The sequence below is a fragment of the Brachybacterium sp. Z12 genome, assembly GCF_014400405.1.
Classification (GTDB): domain Bacteria; phylum Actinomycetota; class Actinomycetes; order Actinomycetales; family Dermabacteraceae; genus Brachybacterium.
This window is the reverse complement of sequence record NZ_CP060496.1, coordinates 2181077-2201007: the sequence shown is the minus strand read 5'-3', so window position 1 is coordinate 2201007 and position 19931 is coordinate 2181077. Positions and strand designations below refer to the sequence as shown.

At 70.6% G+C, this 19931-nt stretch carries 13 protein-coding genes, 2 tRNA genes and 5 pseudogenes; 5 read left to right on the top strand and 15 right to left on the bottom strand.

What is annotated here, in order from left to right:
- Nucleotide 1: 1 nt before the first annotated feature.
- The 3 genes from H3H54_RS11610 to H3H54_RS11600 form a co-directional block, all read right to left on the bottom strand.
- Nucleotides 2-769 carry a GTP pyrophosphokinase family protein gene (locus tag H3H54_RS11610; protein WP_262423998.1) on the bottom strand — a complete coding sequence of 256 codons (768 nt, stop codon included), beginning with the start codon at nucleotides 767-769 and terminating at the stop codon, nucleotides 2-4.
- Between the two features lie 108 nt (nucleotides 770-877).
- Nucleotides 878-1702: a methylenetetrahydrofolate reductase gene (locus H3H54_RS11605; RefSeq protein WP_262423997.1), complete on the bottom strand. Its 825-nt coding sequence runs from the start codon at nucleotides 1700-1702 to the stop codon at nucleotides 878-880.
- A gap of 1 nt (nucleotide 1703) precedes the next feature.
- Nucleotides 1704-2789, bottom strand: coding sequence for a glycine cleavage T C-terminal barrel domain-containing protein (locus H3H54_RS11600; RefSeq protein WP_262426467.1), 1086 nt, complete (start codon nucleotides 2787-2789; stop codon nucleotides 1704-1706).
- Between the two features lie 256 nt (nucleotides 2790-3045).
- Here H3H54_RS11600 and H3H54_RS11595 point away from each other — a divergent pair, with 256 nt between their 5' ends.
- The gene (locus tag H3H54_RS11595; RefSeq protein ID WP_262423996.1) at nucleotides 3046-3876 is read left to right on the top strand and encodes an IclR family transcriptional regulator; all 831 of its coding nucleotides are present in this window, start codon (nucleotides 3046-3048) and stop codon (nucleotides 3874-3876) included.
- A 27-nt stretch (nucleotides 3877-3903) separates the two neighbouring features.
- On the opposite strand, the gene H3H54_RS11590 is transcribed toward H3H54_RS11595, so the two are convergent.
- The 3 genes and pseudogenes from H3H54_RS11590 to H3H54_RS11580 form a co-directional block, all read right to left on the bottom strand.
- Nucleotides 3904-4143 (bottom strand): glycine cleavage T C-terminal barrel domain-containing protein, encoded by a 240-nt coding sequence (locus tag H3H54_RS11590; RefSeq protein ID WP_262423995.1) that lies wholly within the window; start codon nucleotides 4141-4143, stop codon nucleotides 3904-3906.
- A complete protein-coding gene (locus H3H54_RS11585; RefSeq protein WP_262423994.1) occupies nucleotides 4086-6050 on the bottom strand; it encodes an FAD-dependent oxidoreductase in 1965 nt (654 codons plus the stop codon). Before H3H54_RS11585 ends, H3H54_RS11590 begins: the two co-directional genes overlap by 58 nt.
- 86 nt (nucleotides 6051-6136) lie before the next feature.
- Nucleotides 6137-6424 (bottom strand): annotated as a pseudogene (locus H3H54_RS11580) (FAD-dependent oxidoreductase); the annotation flags it as partial.
- 243 nt (nucleotides 6425-6667) lie between these two features.
- On the opposite strand from H3H54_RS11580, the gene H3H54_RS11575 reads away from it, so the two are divergent.
- The gene (locus tag H3H54_RS11575; RefSeq protein ID WP_262423993.1) at nucleotides 6668-7561 is read left to right on the top strand and encodes a hypothetical protein; all 894 of its coding nucleotides are present in this window, start codon (nucleotides 6668-6670) and stop codon (nucleotides 7559-7561) included.
- A gap of 126 nt (nucleotides 7562-7687) precedes the next feature.
- Here the strand turns inward: H3H54_RS11575 and H3H54_RS11570 are convergent.
- The 3 genes and pseudogenes from H3H54_RS11570 to orn all read right to left on the bottom strand — a co-directional run bounded on the left by H3H54_RS11570 (nucleotide 7688) and on the right by orn (nucleotide 10932).
- Nucleotides 7688-7763, bottom strand: a tRNA-His gene (locus H3H54_RS11570).
- Nucleotides 7764-7983: 220 nt separating this feature from the next.
- Nucleotides 7984-8964 (bottom strand): annotated as a pseudogene (locus tag H3H54_RS11565) (diaminopimelate dehydrogenase).
- Nucleotides 8965-9085: 121 nt separating this feature from the next.
- A pseudogene (orn, locus tag H3H54_RS11560) lies at nucleotides 9086-10932 on the bottom strand (oligoribonuclease).
- A gap of 182 nt (nucleotides 10933-11114) precedes the next feature.
- Between orn and H3H54_RS11550 the strand changes: the two are divergent.
- On the top strand, nucleotides 11115-11642 hold the full coding sequence (locus H3H54_RS11550; protein ID WP_262423992.1) for a thioesterase family protein: 528 nt from the start codon (nucleotides 11115-11117) through the stop codon (nucleotides 11640-11642).
- 79 nt (nucleotides 11643-11721) lie between these two features.
- Here H3H54_RS11550 and H3H54_RS11545 read toward each other — a convergent pair whose 3' ends face one another.
- From H3H54_RS11545 to H3H54_RS11530, 4 genes and pseudogenes are all read right to left on the bottom strand, one after another.
- Complete coding sequence (locus H3H54_RS11545; protein ID WP_262423991.1) at nucleotides 11722-12012, bottom strand: hypothetical protein; 291 nt, start codon at nucleotides 12010-12012, stop codon at nucleotides 11722-11724.
- A gap of 51 nt (nucleotides 12013-12063) precedes the next feature.
- Nucleotides 12064-12136 (bottom strand) — tRNA-Arg (locus tag H3H54_RS11540).
- A gap of 43 nt (nucleotides 12137-12179) precedes the next feature.
- A complete protein-coding gene (locus tag H3H54_RS11535; protein WP_262423990.1) occupies nucleotides 12180-13115 on the bottom strand; it encodes a DNA-formamidopyrimidine glycosylase family protein in 936 nt (311 codons plus the stop codon).
- A pseudogene (locus tag H3H54_RS11530) lies at nucleotides 13115-17850 on the bottom strand (ATP-dependent helicase). The gene H3H54_RS11535 and the pseudogene H3H54_RS11530 overlap by 1 nt, the downstream one beginning before the upstream one ends.
- Nucleotides 17851-18014: 164 nt before the next feature.
- Here H3H54_RS11530 and H3H54_RS11525 point away from each other — a divergent pair.
- Together H3H54_RS11525 and H3H54_RS11520 are read left to right on the top strand one after the other, a co-directional pair.
- A pseudogene (locus H3H54_RS11525) lies at nucleotides 18015-18643 on the top strand (superoxide dismutase).
- Between the two features lie 255 nt (nucleotides 18644-18898).
- Nucleotides 18899-19390, top strand: a complete 492-nt coding sequence (locus tag H3H54_RS11520) for a single-stranded DNA-binding protein (protein ID WP_262423989.1) — start codon at nucleotides 18899-18901, stop codon at nucleotides 19388-19390.
- Between the two features lie 7 nt (nucleotides 19391-19397).
- On the opposite strand, the gene H3H54_RS11515 is transcribed toward H3H54_RS11520, so the two are convergent.
- On the bottom strand, nucleotides 19398-19532 hold the full coding sequence (locus H3H54_RS11515) for a hypothetical protein (RefSeq protein WP_262423988.1): 135 nt from the start codon (nucleotides 19530-19532) through the stop codon (nucleotides 19398-19400).
- 16 nt (nucleotides 19533-19548) lie between these two features.
- Nucleotides 19549-19929: a hypothetical protein gene (locus tag H3H54_RS11510; RefSeq protein WP_262423987.1), complete on the bottom strand. Its 381-nt coding sequence runs from the start codon at nucleotides 19927-19929 to the stop codon at nucleotides 19549-19551.
- Between the last annotated feature and the right edge of the window lie 2 nt (nucleotides 19930-19931).

Here is a 19931-nt window from a genome sequence, read left to right as displayed (position 1 = left end):
ATTATGGGCTGTGGGGCGCGCCACTGTCCGGGCTGGTCTGTTCGGGCATCGGCCGGATGTCCGCCCGGAGCCGCTCCATGCGCAGATCGAGGTCCGCGGCGACCCGTGCGGCGTCGTCGAGCTCGTCCTGCAGGCGTGCAGGTAGATTCTTGTGGTATTTGTATGACAGCTTGTGCTCGGTGCTGGCCCAGAAGTCCATCGCGATCGTGCGCAGCTGCAGCTCCACCGGCACCATCTCCGTGTGCTGCGAGAGGAAGACGGGCACCTGGACGATGAGGTGCAGGGAGCGGTAGCCGTTGGGCTTCGGGGCGGCGATGTAGTCCTTGACCGTGAGCACCTCGAGATCCTGATGGCGGCTGAGCATGTCCGCGATCCAGTAGACGTCCGAGACGAAGCTGCAGGTGATCCGGATGCCGGCGATGTCCGTCACCCGTTCGCGGATGGCGGGGATCGACATCTCGCCCCCGGTGCGCACGGCCTTCTCGATCAGGCTCTCGGTGGATTTGAGCCGGGAGCGGACGTGCTCGATCGGGCTGTACTCGTGGATGAGCTCGAACTCCTGGCGCAGGATGTTGACCTTCGTCTGCACCTCGTCGATCCCGAACTGGTAGTGCATCCGCAAAGTGGTGAGCTCCTCGTACACCTGGCGCAGTCTCGCTGCGATCTGCTCGGGGTCGGAGTCGGAGCGCAGCAGGAGCTCCTGCTGGGCGGCGACCAGCGCGCCCACCTCGGCAGAGACCTCGGTGTTGCTCGGAGCTGTGTCGTCCATGGCGCTGTGTTCCTTCCGGGGCGGATCGGTGCCCCGACGATGCCAGAACTGCCTGGGCGGGTGGTGGAACCGCGATGAACAGCAGCGGACGTGCCCGGAAATGGCTGGTCAGCGGTGTGCTGTGGCCTCTCGCGCGGCGCGCAGATCGTTGAAGGTGTAGACGTGGGGCCCCAGCAGCGCGAGCCCCGGCTCTTCCGCGGCCGCCGTGCCGAGCTCGTCGAGCAGAGGGCCGGGCTCCCACCGACCGGGCGAGAGCAGTCGGCGCATCCCGGGATCCTCCCCGCCGAGCAGGCGCAGTGAACGGCCCACGCCGATCCGGGCACCGATCCGCAGCAACCGGGCGGTGCCCACCGCGGCGGCGATCCCGGGGCGCACCGGCAGGGTGATGTCGGCGTCCCGGAGCTGCCGGGTCCACTCCAGCAGCGGCGCGGCCGCGAAGCACATCTGGGTGACCGCATAGGTGGCGTGCTCCGCCTTCACTTGCAGCAGCCTCGTCGCCTCCGCGTCCGCGAGATGCGGATGACCCTCGGGATGAGCGCCGACGCCCACCGTCATCGCGGATCCGGCGGAGGAGAGGGTCTCGAGCAGCTCGAGGGCACCGGGGAAGTCGCCCGCCGGCAGTGATGCGTCGCCGGCGATGACGAAGATCTCGGCCACGCCCGCCTCGGCGAGGCGCTCCAGCAGCTCCTCCACCTCGCTACGGCCGTGGAGCATACGGGCGGCCAGGTGAGGGATCGCGCGGAACCCCTGCTCGGCCAGCTCGCAGGCCGTCTCGATCGTCGCGGGCAGTCCCTGCGCTGGGGACGCGGTGACGGTCACCCGTGCGCCGGGCGGCAGCTGCGCGGCGACTTCGCGGGCGATGCCGCGCAGCGGGATCACCTCGTACTGAGGCTCAGGGCCCAGCGCCCCGGCGACGGGCGGGGGAGGGGCCATCTCAGGTCCCGGTGCCGCTGCGCGCAGAGTCCGTCCCGAGGGAGGTCACGTCGCTCTTGGGCTGCTCCTTCGACGGATCGATGAACGGCTTGGGCACGACCTCCGCGTCCACCAGCTCCTTCCCCGAAGGCTTCTGGGCACCGGGGCGCTCACCGGTGTCGACCAGGAAGCGGGTCCCGATCTCAGAGAGCGCGGACGGGACCAGGGCGAGGCCGATGTTCTTCTCGAGCCTCGGCGAGTAGCAGGCGGAGGTGACGCGGCCGACCACCTCACCCTCATGGTGCACGGGGAAGGCGTCGATCATGGAGCCGTCGTTGTAGCTCCCGAGGGGATCCCCGCCGAGTTCCAGGCCCACCAGCTTCCGGGCTGGGCCCTCCTGTTTGATGCGACGCAGGGCGTCCTTGCCGATGAAGTCGGCCTCCTGGTCGAGGTCCACCATCCAGTCGTAGCCCATGCCGACCTCGAAGGGAGTGGTGTCCACCGTGATGTCGGCGCCGTGAGCGAGCATGCCGCCCTCGATGCGCCGGATGTGGCAGGGTCCGATGACCCGCAGCCCGTGGGGCTTCCCGGCATCGAGCACCAGGTCCCACAGACGTTCGGCGTCCCGCGAGGCGTTGTGGACATAGATCTCGTAGCCGATCTCCCCGGTGTACCCGGTGCGCGAGACGGTCACCTCGATCCCGTCGATGGTGTAGTCCTGCAGGTAGTAGTAGCGGATATCCGCCACCGAGCCGCCCAGCAGGTCACGCATCAGCGCGAACGACTTCGGGCCCTGCACCTGCACCGGGCCTACGTCGATCTCCTCGATGCGCACGTCCATCCCGGCGTGGGTGGCGACTCCGCGGGCCCACAGCAGGATGTCGGAATCGGCCAGGGAGAGCCAGAAGCGGTTCTCCTCGAGGCGCAGCAGGATCGGGTCGTTGAGGATTCCGCCGTGCTGGTCGGTGAGGAACACGTACTTGCACTGCCCGACCGCGCATTTTGAGAGGTCACGGGTGACGAGCAGGTTCGTGAAGTCGAAGGCGTCCGGGCCGGAGATCTCGATCTGCCGTTCGACGCCGACATCCCAGAGGGTGACGCCCTCCAGCAGCGCCCAGTACTCGGCGACGGGGTCGCCGTAGTGCCGGGGTGGTAGGTGTGGTTGTACACGCTGTACATCTCGACCCCGTGACGCCGCGAGGCGTAGAAGAACGGGGACTTGCGGATGCGGGGGTACAGCAGCACTTGGGGATTCGGGTTCACGGTCATCGTGGCCTCCAGGAATCGGGTCCGTACCCTACTGTGGCATCGTGGTGCGCTCTACGCAATGGCATGCGAACTGCGCATAGCCAGGAGGGAGAGCGATGACTAAAACGACGGGAATCCGTTCGAGCGCCGGAGCAGCGCAGCTACAGCGCGTGGCCACCCGGGCAGGCGGCGTGCAGTCCGTGGACCGGGCGGCGCAGGTGATGGAGATCCTCGCGCGCGACGGGAGCTCCGGGGTGGGCCGGATAGCGCAGGAGCTGGGCGTCCACCAGTCCACGGTCTCCCGCCTGGTCGCCGCCCTCGAGGCCCATGATCTCGTCGAGAGGCGGATCGAGGGAGGGCCGGTGCAGCTCGGGATCGGCATCCTTAGGCTCGCCGCCGCCACCCGTTCCCGGCAGGATCTCACTGCTGTGGGCGGTCCGGTCTGCGAGGCGCTCGCCGAGCAGCTCGGGGAGACGGTGAACCTCGCCGTCTATCGCTCCGGTGCGGCAGTGAACCTGTACCAGGCCCAGGGTGGCCGTACCGTCGCCCTGCACAACTGGGTGGGCGATGCGACCGTCCTGCACGCGACCTCGAGCGGGAAGATGTTGCTGGCACACCTGCCGCCCGCCCAGAGCGAGGCGGTCCTCGCCGCCGAGCTAGAGCGCTTCACCCCGCGCACGATCGTCGAGGCCGACGCTCTGCGCGCACAGCTGCAGGAGGCGGCCGCGCACGGCTGGGCGGTGGCCGAGGAGGAGTACGAGGAAGGGTTGAACGCGGTGGCCGCAGCGATCTGCGGGCCGGAGGGGAGCGTCATCGCGGCGCTGTCCGCGGCCGGGCCGGCCTACCGGCTCGATCGAGGCCGGCTGCCTGAGGTCGCAGAGCAGGTGCGACTGGCGGCCGCGGAGATCTCCCGGCGCCTGGGGCACCGCCCTGAGATGACGGGCTGAGCAGGATCGCCCGGCGCGCAGCCGGGCTCAGCCCTTCATCCGGGCATCGTCCGGGTCGAACGCCGGGGTGCGGCCGACGGTGAGCACCTCGGCCGGCAGGCGCGTCCCGAGGTACTCCACCTGCAGCGCGGTGCCCTCCACCGCCTGCGCAGGAGGGAGGTAGGCCAGCAGCAGGTAGCGCCCGAGGGACGGGGCGGGGCCCGCCGAGGTCACGAAGGAGCGCCGGCCGCGAGCATCGACGAGGACCTCGCCGTCCGTGGAGAGCACCGGCTCACCACCGGCCGGGCACCGCGCCGCCGCAGGGTCCGACGGGGGCCGGCGAGCGCGAGCGTGCACAGCATCGCCGCCGGGCCCCGCTCGCGGGAGGCGAGGTAGGCGGCCTTGCCCACGAAGTCCGCCCGCTTGACCTTCGGCAGGGCCAGATCCGCCTCGACGGGATCGTATTCCCCGGTGAGCTCGGCGCCCATCAGCCGGTAGCCCTTCTCGAGCCGGCCCGTGGTGCCGTACACACCTATGCCGGCCGCGATCGCGCCGTGCCCCTGCCCGGCCTCCCACAGCCGGTCCCACAGCCGCGGTGCGAGCTCGGCGGCGACATGCAGCTCCCAGCCCAGCTCGCCCACGTAGCTGATCCGCAGCATTGATACCGGCACCCCGCCGATCACCGCGTTGCGGGCAGTGCCGAAGGCGAAGGCGGCATCGGAGAGATCCTCCGTAGTGAGAGGCTGGACGAGGTCGCGGGCCCGCGGGCCCCACACCCCGATCGTGGTCACCGCCGAGGACGAGTCCGTCAGCTGCACCGAACCGTCGGCCGGCAGGTGGCCTCGCAACCACGCGAGGTCCCGGCCGCCCTCGGCGCCGCCCGTGATCACCCGGAAATCCGCCTCGCCGCGCCGCACGATCGTGAGATCGCTGCGGAAGGTGCCGGCCGGGGTGAGCAGCGGGGTGTACACGACCCGGCCGACGGGCACATCGATCCGCGCCACCGCGAAGTGCTCGAGGAAGGGCAGCGCACCGGGGCCGGAGACATCGAAGATCGCGAAGGCGCCGAGGTCCACGAGCGCGACGCGCTTGCGCATCGCGAGGTGCTCGGCTTCGATGAGTGGCGACCACCAGCGGGAATCCCACTCGTGGGTGCGCTCGGCAAGGCGGTCCGCGAACTCCTCGAGCAGCGGCGTGCTCGACGCGTACCACTGGGGACGCTCCCAGCCGGCCGCCTCGTAGTGCTCCGCCTCGAGCGCGGTCGTGCGGGAGTGCAGGGGGCTGGTGCGCAGCGGCCGGTCCGAGAGCCACTGCTCGCGCGGATGACTGATCCCGTACACCTTCGGGAAGCCCTCGGCGGCGCGTGCGCGCACGTGCTCGCGGGTGCGCTGGGACGGGTGGAAGCGGGCGATGTCGGAGCCGTGCGCGTCGATCTCGCTGCTGCCCTCGGTGAGCAGCTCGGCGACCATGCGCCCCACTCCGGCCGCTTCCTTGATCCATACCGCGGCGGCGGACCACAGCCCCGCCACCTCGGGTGTCTCTCCGACCAGGGCGCCGCCGTCGGGAGTGAGGGAGAGCAGGCCGTTGATCGCCGCCTTCCGCGGCGGCTCCGGATCCGTGAGCAGGCTCGGGAAGAGCTCGCGGGCATGGGCCAGCTGGGCGGTGAAGTCCTCCTCGGTGAAGGGGAAGCTGGTGGGGCTCGCCTGCCCGGGGTGGCCGCCGACCGGCGGGATCTCGCTCGGATCGTGCAGGAGGGGGCGGTGCGCGTAGGAGCCGATCTCGAGGTCCGCGCCGCGCTGACGCTCGTACATGAGGTTGTCCATGTCGCGCAGCAACGGGAAGCTCACCCACTCCTCGGTCTCGGCGAGCGCGGGGATCGGGCCCACGTCGAGCATCTGGTGCACGGCCGGGGTGAGTGGAATCGCGGCCCCGGCGAGCGCCGCGACCTGCGGGCTCCACACCCCGCAGGCGATGAGCACGAGCTCGGTCTCGATCTCGCCGCGATCGGTGAGCACGCGGCGCACCCGCCCGGAGGCGACGTCGATCCCGGTCACCTCGGTCTCGGCGACGGTGGTGAGCGCGCCAGCGGCCTCGGCCCGCTCGCGGAAGAGCTCTCCGGCGCGCAACGGGTCCACGATCGCCCCGGTCGGGGTGTGGAAACCGCCGACGAGCAGGCTCGAGTCGCAGTACGGCACGAGCTCCTGGATCTCCGCGGGGAGATCAGATGAGCCTCGACGCCCCAGGCCCGGGCCGAGCTCATGCGCCGGGTGAGCTCCTGCATTCGCTCGGCGCTGCGGGCGGCCTCGATGCCGCCGCATAGGGTCAGCACCCCGAGCTCGCCGTACTGGCGCAGGGAGTCGACCGTGAGGTCCGTGATCTCCTTGGAGTGGTCCACCGGGAAGACGAAGTTCGAGGCATGGCCGGTGGAGCCGCCCGGATCGGGCAGGGGCCCCTTGTCGATCTGGACGATGCTGCGCCATCCAAGATCGGCGAGGTGGGCGACGGCGGCGTTGCCCACCACCCCGGCTCCAATGACGACGATGTCTGCGCGGTCCGGCAGCTGTGCCATGGCGTCCTCCCGACCTGCCTGTGGCCCCCTTACGGTAGCCCTGAAGCGCGGCTGTGCCCAGAGGTGGGGCCGCTCGGTTCAAGGAGGCGCAGTTCGAGGAGGCCTCACTCGGGCCACAGCGACCAGGAGGAAGCGGGAACTCTAGGATGGGCGCATGCTGCTCATCGCCCAGGCCCCGCAGGACGAGATCCTCGCCGCCTTCGCCCCCTTCCGGTTCCCGATGATCCTGCCCGGATGTGGAGCGTGGGACCGACCGCGCCCAGCGGGTGGACCGCAGCCTGGGTCGAGGAGGAGGCGGTGCTCCCCGAGTCCTGGGATCTGGTGCTCCTCGGAGAGATCGGGGATCCGCGCGTGGTGCGCGTGCGCTCCGGGGGATCGGAGCAGAGGTTCGCCTGGGACGCCCAGGACCGGAGCATTCCTGCACACGTGCCCGCCGTGATCGCGGAGACCCTCAGAATGCCTGGAGCTGTGGAGTCGTTCCGCAGCGCTCTTGAGGAGCACCTGCTCGGGGAGACGACGACGGAGGAGGAGGATTTCATCCTCGCCCAGGTCGCCGGGGCCCTCAGCGGGGCGGTGGGCGGGCTGCTCCAGCTGGAGAACGACACCTACCGGGAGATCCTGCTGGATCGCGGCGATGCCTCGCGGCGCCGACGCCTCGCCGAGGAGTTCGCCCATGATGACGAAGGATGGGTGCTGACAGAGCTCGGCGCGGACTGGTTCTCGGTGCATTCCCCCGACATCCCGGAGCTCGGCCCCGACCCCTTCGATCTCGACTGCACGTCGGGGAAGGACCGCCCGGTGCTCTCGCTGTGGCGCGGCAGCGGCTCCGGCGCCGTCCTCCAGGACCGTGAGGACCTCATGGAGCTCATCCAGTGGAACACCGGCTGGGTGGAGCAGATCGACGACTCCGCAGAGCGTGCCGCGGCCGGCGATGCGCTGGATGCGGCCTTCGGCCCGGTGGCGGGGCAGCGCCGGCTGCGCGAGCTGTGCAGCGCGCAGACCGTGGATGGCGATCCGATCGCCCGGCTGCTCGAGCTGCTGAACATCCCCCGCACCGCACTGCTGGTCCTGGACGATGACCCGTCGGCTCCCGAGCCGACGGTGATCGAGGCCCCGGTCGGTCTGCTGGGGGCCTGAAGCGGCTCTTCGGCGGGCGCGGCTGAGGCGGGCCGACGGGGTCCGCGGCCGCTCGGGCCGCGTGCCCGCGGAGGTGCGCACCACGACGAGGGCCCCGGTGAGTACTCACCGGGGCCCTCGTCCTCTTGGGGTGATCGACGGGATTTGAACCCGCGACCGCCTGGACCACAACCAGGAGCTCTACCAACTGAGCTACGACCACCATGTGCGGGGCGAAACCCGCAACGAGAGAACAATATACCGGTTCGCCAGGGCACTTCCCAGCCCAGAGGGGCCCGAGGCGGTGTGAGACACATTGCATCAGTCGCGGGGCGGCCGGCGCCGCGCCGCTTCCACCCACGTGCGGTGGGGGCGGGAGCGAGCGGGCCGTGCAGCGGGGGTGCTTGCTCCCCGTTCGTCGCGAGCGCGCTGAGCGCGCCCGTTCACAGCAGCTCGGCGCGCAGCTGCTCGGGGGACTTCGGGGAGAGCAGGCCCGGGGCCACATCGAAGGGGGTTCGCGCCGTGCTGACCATCGGCGGCCATCCGTGCCGCGGCACGGGCGTAGGCGACGACCACGCTCGCGGTGAACTCCGGGTTCGAGTCCTCCTGCAGGCGGTACTCGATGGTCTGGGTGGTGCCCGGGGAGGACTCGGCGGAGCGGATCACGAAACCGCCGTGCGGCATGTTCTGGTGATCGCGGGCGAGCTCGTCGGCGCTGAGGAAGGTCACCGTCGTCTCGAAGGGCTCGAAGTAGTGCGGCATCGTCACGATCTCGTGGCGCACGGCCTCGGCATCGGCGCCATCCTCGAGCACCACGAAGCACTCGCGCGTGTGCTTCTCCCGGGTGCTCAGCTCGGGCCGCTCACCGGCGCGCACGCGGTTGATCGCCTCCGGCGAGGGATCGTGTACTGGACGGCGGCGGCGACGCCGTCGATCCGGCGCAGCGCATCGGAATGGCCCTGCGACAGGCCGCGACCCCAGAACGTGTAGGTGGAGCCGGAGGGGAGGATCGACTCCCCGTACACACGGTTGATCGAGAACAGGCCGGGATCCCATCCGGTGGAGATGATCGCCGTGGTGCCGGCCCTGCGTGCGCTGGCGTCGACGTTCGCGAAGTGCTCGGGGATCCGGGCATGCGTGTCGAAGCTGTCCACGACGGTGAACCGTTCGGCGAGCAGCGGGGTCTGCTCGGGGAGGTCGCTCTTGGATCCTCCGCACAGCACGAGCACGTCGACCTCGTCCTGCATCCCCTCGAGCGCATCCATCGGATGCACGGGGGTCTGCTCATGCACGGTCGCGACGGCGGACGGCTTGCGGCGCGTGAACACGCCCACCAGCTCCATGTCCTCCTGGAGGGAGACGGCGATCTCGACGCCGCGTCCCAGGTTGCCGTAGCCGACGATACCGATCCGGATCGAAGTCATGGTCCTCATTCTGTTCGTTGGCGAGGCCGGCCCGGGCGCGGGCCGGCGGGGCCGATCCTACTGAAGGTGATCGACCCCGGCGGAGGAGGGCCCGCGCCGCTGAGCGGGCGGGCCTGCACACTCAGAGAGTGCGGTCGAGCTGCCCGTCGCGCAGCGCGGCGGCGAGCGTCGGCGTCACTGGCAGGCGGGGGATGAGCGTGGCCTGCAGGGCGTGGTAGATGTCCGGCTTGCCCGGCCAGGTCTTCCCCTGCGGCTCGTTGTCCGCATCCAGCTCGTGGAACCACGAACCGTTCTCGGGATCGAGCAGGTAGGTCGAGATGTACTCCCACCACTGCTCGTAGCGCTCGGCCCAGATCCGGTCGCCGGTGACCTGGTGGATCACCGCGGCCGCGGCAACGGCCTCAGCCGCCACCCAGTGCATGCGCTCGGTGGTCACGGGGAGCCGTCCCAGTCCACGGTGTACACCCAGCCCGGTGCGCCGTCGGCACCGAAGGCCGCGGCAGACTTCTCCATCAGGGCGATGGCGGCCTCGAGCATCCACTCGGGGGCCTCGCCGTCGAGCGCGATCAGCGCGGCGCGGGCATGCAGCACCAGGCGTGCCCACTCGATCCAGTGACCGATGGTCGCGCCGTAGGGGCGGAACTGATGCGCGGGCTGGTCCTTGTTGTAGTCCAGCATCGGGTTCCACTCGACGTCGTAGTGCTCGGGCAGGGCCCAGTCGTTCAGGCGTGCGAACTCGTCGATCGCGCGGGTGGCGATGCCCACGGCGCGGTCCAGCCAGCGGCGCTGTCCGGTGACGTCGGCCGCTGCGAGCAGCGCCTCGACGGTGTGCATGTTGGAGTTGATGCCACGGTAGGGCTCGCACTCGCCGAACTCGCGGTCGAAGCTGTCCACGCTCATCCCGGCGGTCTCGTCGAAGAACTTCTCATCGAGCACCTCGAGCGCCTCGTCCAGCAGCTCCTTCGCGCCGGGACGCCCGGCGGCGAGGCCGGATGCGGCGGCGAGCACCACGAAGGCGTGGGCGTAGGCCTGCTTGGAGTCGTCGACCGCGCGGCCGCCGGCGACAGAGGAGTACCAGCCGCCGTGCACCTCGTCGCGGAACACCCCGCGCAGGGAGGCCAGGCCGTGGTCGGCGAAACGGCCGAAATCGGGGTGGCCCAGCAGATGGCCGAGCGCGAAGCTGTGCGTCATCCGGCAGGTCAGCCACAGCTCGGAGGGCCGGGAGAGGTCCGGTGCGCCCTGCTCGTCGAGCCAGGCGAAGCCGCCGTCCTCCCGGTGGGACTCGGAGGCGAAGTGGAGCAGCTCCAGGCTCGCCCCCTCGAGCCAGGCGCGGTGCGAGGCGCGGTCCAGCCAGGGCACATGCGCGACGGGCGTCACCGCGGCGGGCGCCGGGGAGGGGGTCTCCTCGCGCAGCTCGAGGCGGCGGGAGGCCTCCCGGGCCTGCGCGGTGGTGGGGCCGGGTGCGTCCACCAGCAGCACCTCGCGGTAGTACTTCAGCTCCTGGATCGACTCGCGGATGTCGGCGAGAGCGCGGTGGCCGCCGTGCTTGGCGGGGATGTTGTAGTAGACCCGTGGGAACCAGCGCTTGGCGAGCTCCTTGAAGCTCGAGACGTCGATCGTGCGATAGGACAGCCAGCTCGCGAACTCGGGGACGTCGCGGTCCAGGAACACGCGGTCCGTGCCGACGCTGTTGCCCGCGAGCGGAGCCTTGCCGGGCTCGGGGCAGTACTGGCGCACGTACTCCAGGCACTGCGCCTGCGCCTCCTCGAGCGTCATCCCGCCGTCGAGCTCCTCAAGCAGGCCGGAGACGGTGTGCATGTTCACCACGAAGGGGTCCATGCCCTCGAGCGACTCGGCCGGGGGCTTGATGACGACGTCGACGCCGTCCCCGAGGATGTTCAGATCTGCGTCGGTCACGAGGACGGCGATCTCGACGAGCGCGTCGCGCTGTTTGTCGAGGCCGGTCATCTCGCAATCGACCCAGATGATGCGGTCATTGATGGCACGAGTGGAACTGGAGGTCACCGCACAACAGTAGCGCGGGCACGCATGATGAGCACGACGGGCCGACGGCGGGCCGGACGTCCGGCAGTTACTCTATGGTCACCTGCACTCATCGACGAGAAGCTGCACTCCTGGAGGATTCCGACGTGAACCTTTACTTCCGCCTGCTGCTGTTCATGGTCCGCGTACGCTTTCGCAGGCGCCTCGGCATCTGGGACACCTCGCACGTGACGTTCCGAGTGAATCCGTTCGACCTGGACGTCATGCGGCACATGAACAACGGCCGCTATCTCACGCTGATGGATCTGGGCCGGATGGACCTCATGCTGCGCTCCCGTTTCTGGCAGCGCATCACTGCGCAGGGCTGGTACCCGGTGATCGCAGGGCAGACCATCACCTACCGCAGGTCGCTGATGCTGTGGGAGAAGTTCGACCTCGCCTCTCGGGTGATCGGATCCGATGACCGCTGGATCTACATGGAGCAGGTCTTCCGCCGTGACGGAGAGGTCGTGGCCGATGCGATCGTGCGCGCTCGTCTCCTGCGAAAGTCGGGTGGGTCGGTGCCGATGGACGAGGTGCTCGAGCTGGTGCGCCCGCTGCCCGATCATCTCGAGCTGCCGGAGTGGATCGCGAAGTGGAACGAGGGGTCCTCCCTGCACAGCCGGGAGCTGTGAGGCCGACGGCGACGCCCCTCATCGCCCCACGGGGATGGCGATGCCCGTTTCGGGGCGAGCGGTTCAGCGGTTCAGCGGTTCAGCGGCTTCTTGGATGCTGCGAAGACCGCCCGGTCCCGGCACGCGCGCTGCGATCCTTGCGGCGCCGCAGCTCCTCGATCAGGCTGAGCACCAGCAGTACCACCACGACGGCCAGCAGGATCCATTGCTCGAACAGGACCGCGAGGACGCCCGCGAGCAGCAGGGCCACGAGGAACACGATCTCCAGCACCCGCTGCGGGATCCCGAGCAGCCGCGCGCCGAACCGAGTGCGCGCCAGCCGCAGCAGGATCAGCAGCGCGATCGCGGCGAATGTCAAGATTCTCAGCATGGCCAGGGGCTCCTCACACGGCCGCGGCAGGGATGTGGACGCCGGCCTGGGCGCCTCCAGCAGGACTCGAACCTGCGACCGACGGTTTAGAAGACCGTTGCTCTATCCGCTGAGCTATGGAGGCATGGGTGCTCGCGCGCACGACGGCTCTGAGCACCCGGAGAAGTCTACCGATCCCGCCGACGGGCTCGCGCACCGCCGTGCACCGGCTCACGGCCGGGCACCGTCGTCGACCTGCCCGGCGCAGCCTGGCAGTGGGGGCAGAACCACAGCACGCGCGGTTCGGTGCCCGCGAGGCGGGGCTCACCGAGCTCTCCGCGCACGATTCGGGTGGCGCAGCGCCGGCACGGCTTCCCACCGCGTCCGTAGACCCACAGGTCGCCATCCCGTCCCATCATCCCGCCGGTGGTCACCCGCACGGCGCGGTCACTGTTGAGCACCAGCAGGCGGCGGCTGAGGTCGACGAGGACGCCGAGATCGCCGGCCGCGGAGACCGGCGCCGCGGGGTGCACCTTGCGCAGGAAGCACAGCTCGCTGCGGTAGATATTGCCGATTCCGGCGAGCAGGTGCTGGTCGAGGAGGGCGAGGCCGATCGGGCGTTCCGGCTCCGCACCGAGATTCGCCACCGCACGCTCGCGCAGGCCCGGGTCCTCGTCCCAACCGGGGTCGAGCAGATCCGGCCCCAGCTGCCCGATCAGCGTGTGCTCGTCGGCGGTGCGCACCAGGCGAACGTGCTTCACGTCGTAGGCGATCGCGCGCGCCTCACGACCGTCCAGGTGCCGGGCGGTGAGAGCGATACGGATCGTGTCCGCGGGGCGCGGCCCGGCGCTGGTGTCGCTCGAGCGCAGCGCCTTCCCGTCCACGTGCCAGATCCCGTCCATCATCAGATGCGTGTGGAGGGTCAGCGGCGCTCCGCCGGGGGACGGAGGTTCGAGCCGCATCAGCAGATGCTTGCCGCGCGGTCGCACCTCCCGCACGGTCCAGCCGGTCAGATCCGCGGTCGCGGCGCGCGGCACCCGCAGGTCGCAGGTGGTGAGCACAGCCCCGGCGAGGGCCTCGTGCAGCATCCGGCACTGCCGGGCGACGGTGTCTCCCTCGGGCATCAGCGGTCACCCGCCCGCAGGCGGATCGACCGCGGTGAGCGGTAGCAGCCCGCCGTGACCAGCGCCTCGCCGATCGCGGAGACCGGGCTGCTGTCGATCGGATGGCCGTTGATCCGTTCGATCCGCAGCTGGAGGAGCCGTGAGTCCTCGGCGATCGCACGCACCAGCTGCTCGGCGGCGGGTGCGGTGGCGGTCTCGTCGGCCCACCACAGCAGGTGCTTCGCCCCCTTGTCGACGACCGCGAGCACGTGCCCGTCCTGCAGCAGCACGAGTGCTCCGGCACGTCGCGCGGGACGCACGGTCGCTCCCTCGGGCGGGGTGACCGACAGCGCCGGCCAGGGGAGCGCCGCTCCATAGGGGTTCGCGGGATCGGTCGCCGCCAGCGCCACGGTCGAGGCGTCGGGGTCCGGCCCGGCCCGGTCGCCGTCCGCGCCGCGTGCGGCCTCCGCCTCATGGTCGCGGTCGCGCAGCCGGTCCACCGCTTCGACCGGGGCGAACTGGGAGGCGCCGAGGCCGTCGACGAAGTAGCCGCGCCGGCAGCTGCCGTTCTCCTCGAGGACGGACAGCACCCGGTACACCGCGGCGAAGCTTCCGGGCACGTCCTCGACATCCATGGCGCCGCGGGTGAGGACCCCGTGCCGGTCCAGCAGCAGGGTCGCGAGTGCGGCGGCCCGGGCCGAAGGATCGACGGGGTCGACCCTCACCGCGGACCAGCGACCGGCACCAGCAGGGCCCGTCACCAGCTCGGAGGGCGAGGACGCGCCCTGGTGCATCATCGCCGCGGACAGCCGGGCCGCGCCGCGACGGGTGAGCGGCCGGGAACGGCCGGCGCCACGGGAGGAGCGTGACGTTGCCGGGCCGCGCCCGTAGCTGCGCAGCGCCTCGAAGGAGTCGTTCGTGAGCAGGCCCGAGAAGGCCAGGTCCCACAGCGCCTGGTGGAGATCTGCGGGGGCTGCGGCGTCCCCTTTGGCTGCGAGGGCGGTGAGGATCTCGCCCTGGCGAAGCGCCCCCGGGGTCCCGCGCAGCAGGGCGAGCAGCCGCTGGGCGAGAGACCCGTCGGCCAGGCCTGCGGCGGTCTCCTCGAGCGCCTCGGCGTCGAGCCCGAGCGGCAGCGCATCGGCGAGATGGAAGCGGATCCAGCCGTCGTCCCCGCCGAGCCGGCCATGCCCCGTCCACATCAGGTCCCCGGAGGCGAAGGCCGCATCAAGCAGTGCGGGCGTGACGTCGGGCAGTCGCGAGGGGAGCACCTGGGACTCCCAGGCCGACAGCGGCAGGGAGACCCCGGCGAGCTGGTCCACCACCGACAGCAGACCGTCGTGCCCCCTCCATGCCGCACGCTCGCGCCGACCGTCCGGCGCCGCCCGGCGAGGTGCTGCCACTGGCCGAGGAACCGCGCATAGACGGGTCCGGAGACCGGGGCGATCTCGCGCCGGGAGGCCGCCAGGCTCGCGCGACGGATGCGGCGCAGCACCTCCGCATCCACCCATTCCTCGCCCTCGCGCCCGGGCGTGAACTCTCCCTGCTGGAGCACGCGTTGCTCGGTGAGCTGTTCGAGGGCTCCGCGCGCCACACCGGGTGCGAGGCCGAACGCCTCCATCGGTGCCTCGGCGACGAAGGGGCCCCGGCCCCGGGCCCAGCGGGAGAGCAGCTGGGCAACAGCCCCGTCCACGGGCGTCCGGTGCGCCTGCGGCACCCCCGGCGGCAGTGCCACGCCGAGCGCGTCGCGCAGCAGGCCGGCGTCCTCGATCGCGGCGAGATGCTCGCGGCCCGCGATCCGTACTTCGATCACGCGGCGTGCACCGTGCAGGCCCTCGAGCTCCGCGTCGAGAGCGAGCTCCTCGGTGCTGCGGGCCACGATCTCCTCCCGGGTCAGAGGTCCGAGGCGGCGCAGCGCATCGGCGATCTGCTCGGAGCCTCGCAGGGCACGTTCCTCGGTGAGGCCCTGCAGGCGCTGCTCCACCTCCGCGATCACCTCGGCGTCCAGCAGCTCTCGCAGGCTCACCGATCCCAGCAGCTCCGCCAGCAGCGCCTGATCCAGGGCGAGGGCGGCGGTGCGCCGCTCGGCGAGCGGGGCGTCCGCGTCGTAGATGAACTGGGCGAGATATCCGAACAGCAGGGAGCGGGCGAAGGGTGAGGGGGTCGGTGTCTCGACCTCTCGCACCTCGAGGCGACGGCGCCTGATCTGTGTCATGAGCTCGATCAGAGCGGGCAGGTCGTAGACGTCCTGCAGGCACTCGCGGGCGGCCTCGAGCATGATCGGGAAGTCCGGGTGGGGGCGGGCCACCTCGAGCAGGTGCGAGGAGCGCTGGCGCTGCTGCCACAGCGGGGCCCGCTGGTTCGGATCCCGCCGCGGCAGGAGCAGTGCGCGGGCGGCGCATTCGCGGAAGCGGGCGGCGAACAGGGCGGAGGAGCCGACGAGCCGGCGCACCTCCTGCTCGATCTCCTCGGGGGTGAAGACGAACAGGTCCGCGCCGGGCGGTTCCTCTCCGTGCGGGATCCGCAGCACGATCCCGTCATCGGCCGCCATGACCTGGCCGTCCAACCCGTACCGCTCTTCCACCCGGGCGCCGACGGCCAGAGCCCACGGCCCGGTGATCCGCTGCCCGTAGGCGCAGTGCAGCACCACCCTCCAGTCGCCGAGCTCGTCGAGGAACCGTTCGACGACCAGCTGCTGCGGTCCGGGGACCGTGCCGGTCGCCTCCTGCTGCTCGGCGAGATGATCCAGCAGCACCGTGCGGGCGTTGTCGTCGAGCCCCAGGCCGGCCAGACGCTCGAGGGCCTCTGGCCGGGGAAGGGCCGCGAGCTCGCTCTGCGCCGTGGCGATCGCACGGCCGAGCGTCGCGGGACGCCCGTCACCGTCGCCGTGCCAGAACGGGATCCGACCGCTCAGGCCGAAAGCGGGGGAGACGGTGACGCGGGAGGCCGTAATCTCCTCGATCCGCCAGCTGGTGGTGCCGAGCGTGATCACGTCTCCGCGCCGTGACTCGTAGACCATCTCCTCGTCGAGCTCACCCACCCGGCGGGGCTGCTTGTCCTCATCGCCCGCCACCAGGTGCACCGGGTAGAGCCCGCGGTCGGGAATCGTGCCGCCGCTGGTGACGGCGAGACGCTGCGCGCCGGGGCGGGCCGAGAGAATGCCGGTGTCGTGGTCGTGCACCAGCCGGGGCCGCAGCTCCGAGAAGTCGGTCGAGGGATAGCGCCCGGCGAGCAGATCGATCGTCTGGTCGAAGGCGGAGCGGGGCAGCCCACGGTAGGGGTGCGCGGAGCGGACCAGATCGAACCACTCGTCGATCTGCAGATCCTCCATGGCGGCGGCCGAGACCGTGTGCTGGGCCAGGACGTCCAGCGCGTTGCGGGGCACCGAGAGCGGCTCGATCCGTCCCGCGAGGGCCTCCTGCACGGCGACCGCGGAGCGGAGCACGTCTGCGGCGTGCAGGGGATGGAGGGCACCAGTCGAGGTCGCACCGACGTCATGCCCCGCGCGCCCCACCCGCTGCAGCAGGCTCGAGACGGACATCGGCGCGGCGACCTGCAGCACCAGATCCACCGCTCCCATATCGATCCCCAGCTCGAGGGAGGAGGTCGCGACCACGCAGCGCAGCGTTCCGGATCTCAGCTGATCCTCGATCTGTGCGCGGATCTCCTTGGACATCGACCCGTGGTGGGCACGGGCGATGTCCTCGACGTCAGCACTCCCAGAGCCCTCCGCGCCGGTGCCGTCGGCGTGCTCATCGCCCTGCGCGGCGAGCCGTCGCGCATGCAGGCGATTGAGCTTTCCGGTGAGGCGCTCCGCCTGGCTGCGGGAGTTGGTGAACACGATCGTCGAGCGGTGGGCGAGGACCTGCTCGAGCACGGCCCGCTCCACATGCGGCCAGATCGTGCCGGAGACGTCCTCGTCGTCGACCGCATCGGCCGGGGGCTCGATCGCCTGCAGATCCGCGACCGGCAGGGTCACCGACAGGTCCCAGCTCTTGGTCGACTCGGGCCGCACCACCGCCACCTCGCGGGAGCGGCCGGCGCCGGTGAGGAAGGCGGCGACCTCGTCGACGGGCTCGACCGTCGCGGAGAGGCCGATGCGCTGCGCCGGAACCTCGAGCATCGCATCGAGCCGGGCCAGGGACAGCGCCAGGTGGACGCCGCGCTTGGTGCCCGCCACCGCATGCACCTCGTCGAGGATCACGGTGTCCACCTCGCGGAGCGTCTCCCGCGCCTGCGAGGTGAGCATGAGGAACAGGGACTCAGGTGTGGTGATGAGGATGTCCGGGGATGGGTGATCAGGCGCCGACGCTCCGCGGCCGGGGTATCGCCCGTGCGTACCCCGACGCTGATCTCCGAGCGAGGGGCACCGAGGCGTTCCGCCGCCCGCGCGGTCCCCACCAAGGGGAGGTCAGGTTCCGCTCGACGTCGACGCCGAGCGCCTTGAGCGGGGAGAGGTACAGGACCTTCGTGGCACCTCGCCCGCGCCGGGCCCGTGCGCTGGAGCGTGTGGGGAGTCCGTCCGATCGGTCAGTCGATCCGCCGGGAGCGGCTCCGTGGCCAGGCGGTCGATCGCGGTGAGGAACGCGGCGAGGGTCTTCCCTGATCCTGTCGGTGCGACCACCAGGGTGTCGTCACCGCGCTCGATGGCCTCCCATGCCGCTGCCTGCGCCGGGGTGGGCGCCTCGAACGACTCCTCGAACCATGTCGAGGTGGCGGCAGAGAAGGACGAGGGGAGTCGGTGGCGGGACGCGGCCATCGCACCATTGTGACCCGACGGTGCGACACCGGACGATCACAGCCCCCTGACCGTCTCGCGAAGACGCCTCCGCCCTGCCTTCTCAGGGCGCATCGTGGCAGGATGGACAGCACGGCGGATCCCGCACAGCAGGCTCCGCACCCACCACGACGAAGGGATGATCCATGGCTGACTACACGCTTCCTGATCTCGATTACGACTACGGCGCGCTGGATCCCTCGATCTCGGGGAAGATCATGGAGCTGCACCACTCAAGCACCACGCGACCTACGTCAAGGGCGCGAACACGGCGCTGGAGAAGCTCGCTGCGGCGCGTGAGGCGAATGATTTCGGGACGGTGAACCAGTTCTCGAAGGATCTGGCGTTCAACCTCGGTGGTCACACGAACCACTCGATCTTCTGGAAGAACCTCTCGCCGGAGGGTGGCGACAAGCCCACTGGTGAGCTGGCGCAGGCGATCGAGGAGTTCTTCGGTTCCTTCGATGCGTTCCGTGCGCACTTCACCGCTGCGGCGCTGGGCATCCAGGGCTCGGGCTGGGCTGTGCTCGCCTATGAGCCCCTCGGTGGGAAGCTCGTGATCGAGCAGTTCTACGATCAGCAGAACGGTGTGCCGGTGGCGACGATCCCGCTGTTCCAGCTGGACATGTGGGAGCACGCCTTCTACCTCGATTACCAGAACGTGAAGGCCGATTACGTCAAGGCGATCTGGAACATCGTGAACTGGGCTGATGTCCAGGCACGCTTCGAGAACGCGCGGAAGAACGCGTCCGGCCTGGTCATCCCCAGCGCCTGATCTCCTGAGCCGTCCCGGTGCGATGCCGGGCCCGCTCCGTGCTGCGGCCGGTCCCTCTCGTGGAGGGGCCGGCCGCTGCGCTGTCCGGATCCGTCCGGCCGGCGTGGTCACGACAGAGCCGACCGTTCCTCCACACCCCACGGTCATCCACAGGATCAGCGCGGCCCTGGAGCGGGCGGCGCGCTCGGGGAACGCTGAGGGCATCGGCAGGGAGCCGACGCCGGGAAAGCCCCGGATCTGAGGAAGGACACCGCCATGCGCGATATCCAGACCACCCTTATCGGGAACGCCACCGGCGATCCCACCGAGCACAAGCACGACAACGGCACCGTGACCGCGAAGGTGCGGATCGCGGTCACCGGTCGTTACTACAACGCGTCCGTCCAGGACTTCGCCGATCGCAAGACGGAATTCATCACGGTGTTCGCCCGCAGGCAGCTGGCGCGCAACCTGCTCACCTCGGTGCGCAAGGGGCAGCCGCTGATCGTCACCGGCCGGCTCAGCACCTCGGAGTGGACCGGAACGGACGACATCCCGCGCCACTCGCTGAACATCCAGGCCGAGGCGATCGGTCACGACCTTACGTACGGGACCACCATCTACACCCGCCCCCTGCGCGTCGAGGACGTGCCCGAGCATGATCCGCAGACCGGAGAGGTGATGGAGAACGGGGAGACCGGCGACAGCGAGGATGACCCGCTCAGCACCGAGGCGTCGAACGACGACACACTGGCACCGGCCTTCTGAGGCGGGCTCAGTCGGTGCTGCGGAGCGTCTGGACCAGCGCCCGGGTGATCTCCGGCAGCAGCGCGGCGCCGAGGACGTAACCCTTCTCGTCGCCGCGGTCCAGCGCCGACCAGGTGGTGCCGTCACCCAGCGCAGCAACCACCACCCGCAGGGACCGGTCAAAGGAAGCTCCCCTCAGCCTCGCCCTCGCGCACCGACCAGGCTGACGGTGCGAGGTCGCAGATGATCGCACCACCTGCGGCCAGATCCGGCCACTGGACCGACTCCAGTGCGGTGAGGGGATCGGAGCTGACGGGGGAGCCGTCCTCGAGATCGATCGGGGTCAGGTGCAGATCGTCGGGGGCGCCCGTGCCGTCGCCGTCCGCGCCGAGGAGCGCTGCGAGTGAGGGAGAGGCCTTCATCAGCTCGCCGCTGCGTGCAAGTGCGAAGAGGCGTGGGGAGGGCAGATCAGTCCCCTCGAGGTGGCGTGCCACCTCGAGGACGGCGGCGGCGAGGGCCGCAGTCGGGGCGTCGAGGGGGTCGGTGGCCGGAGTCGTCATCG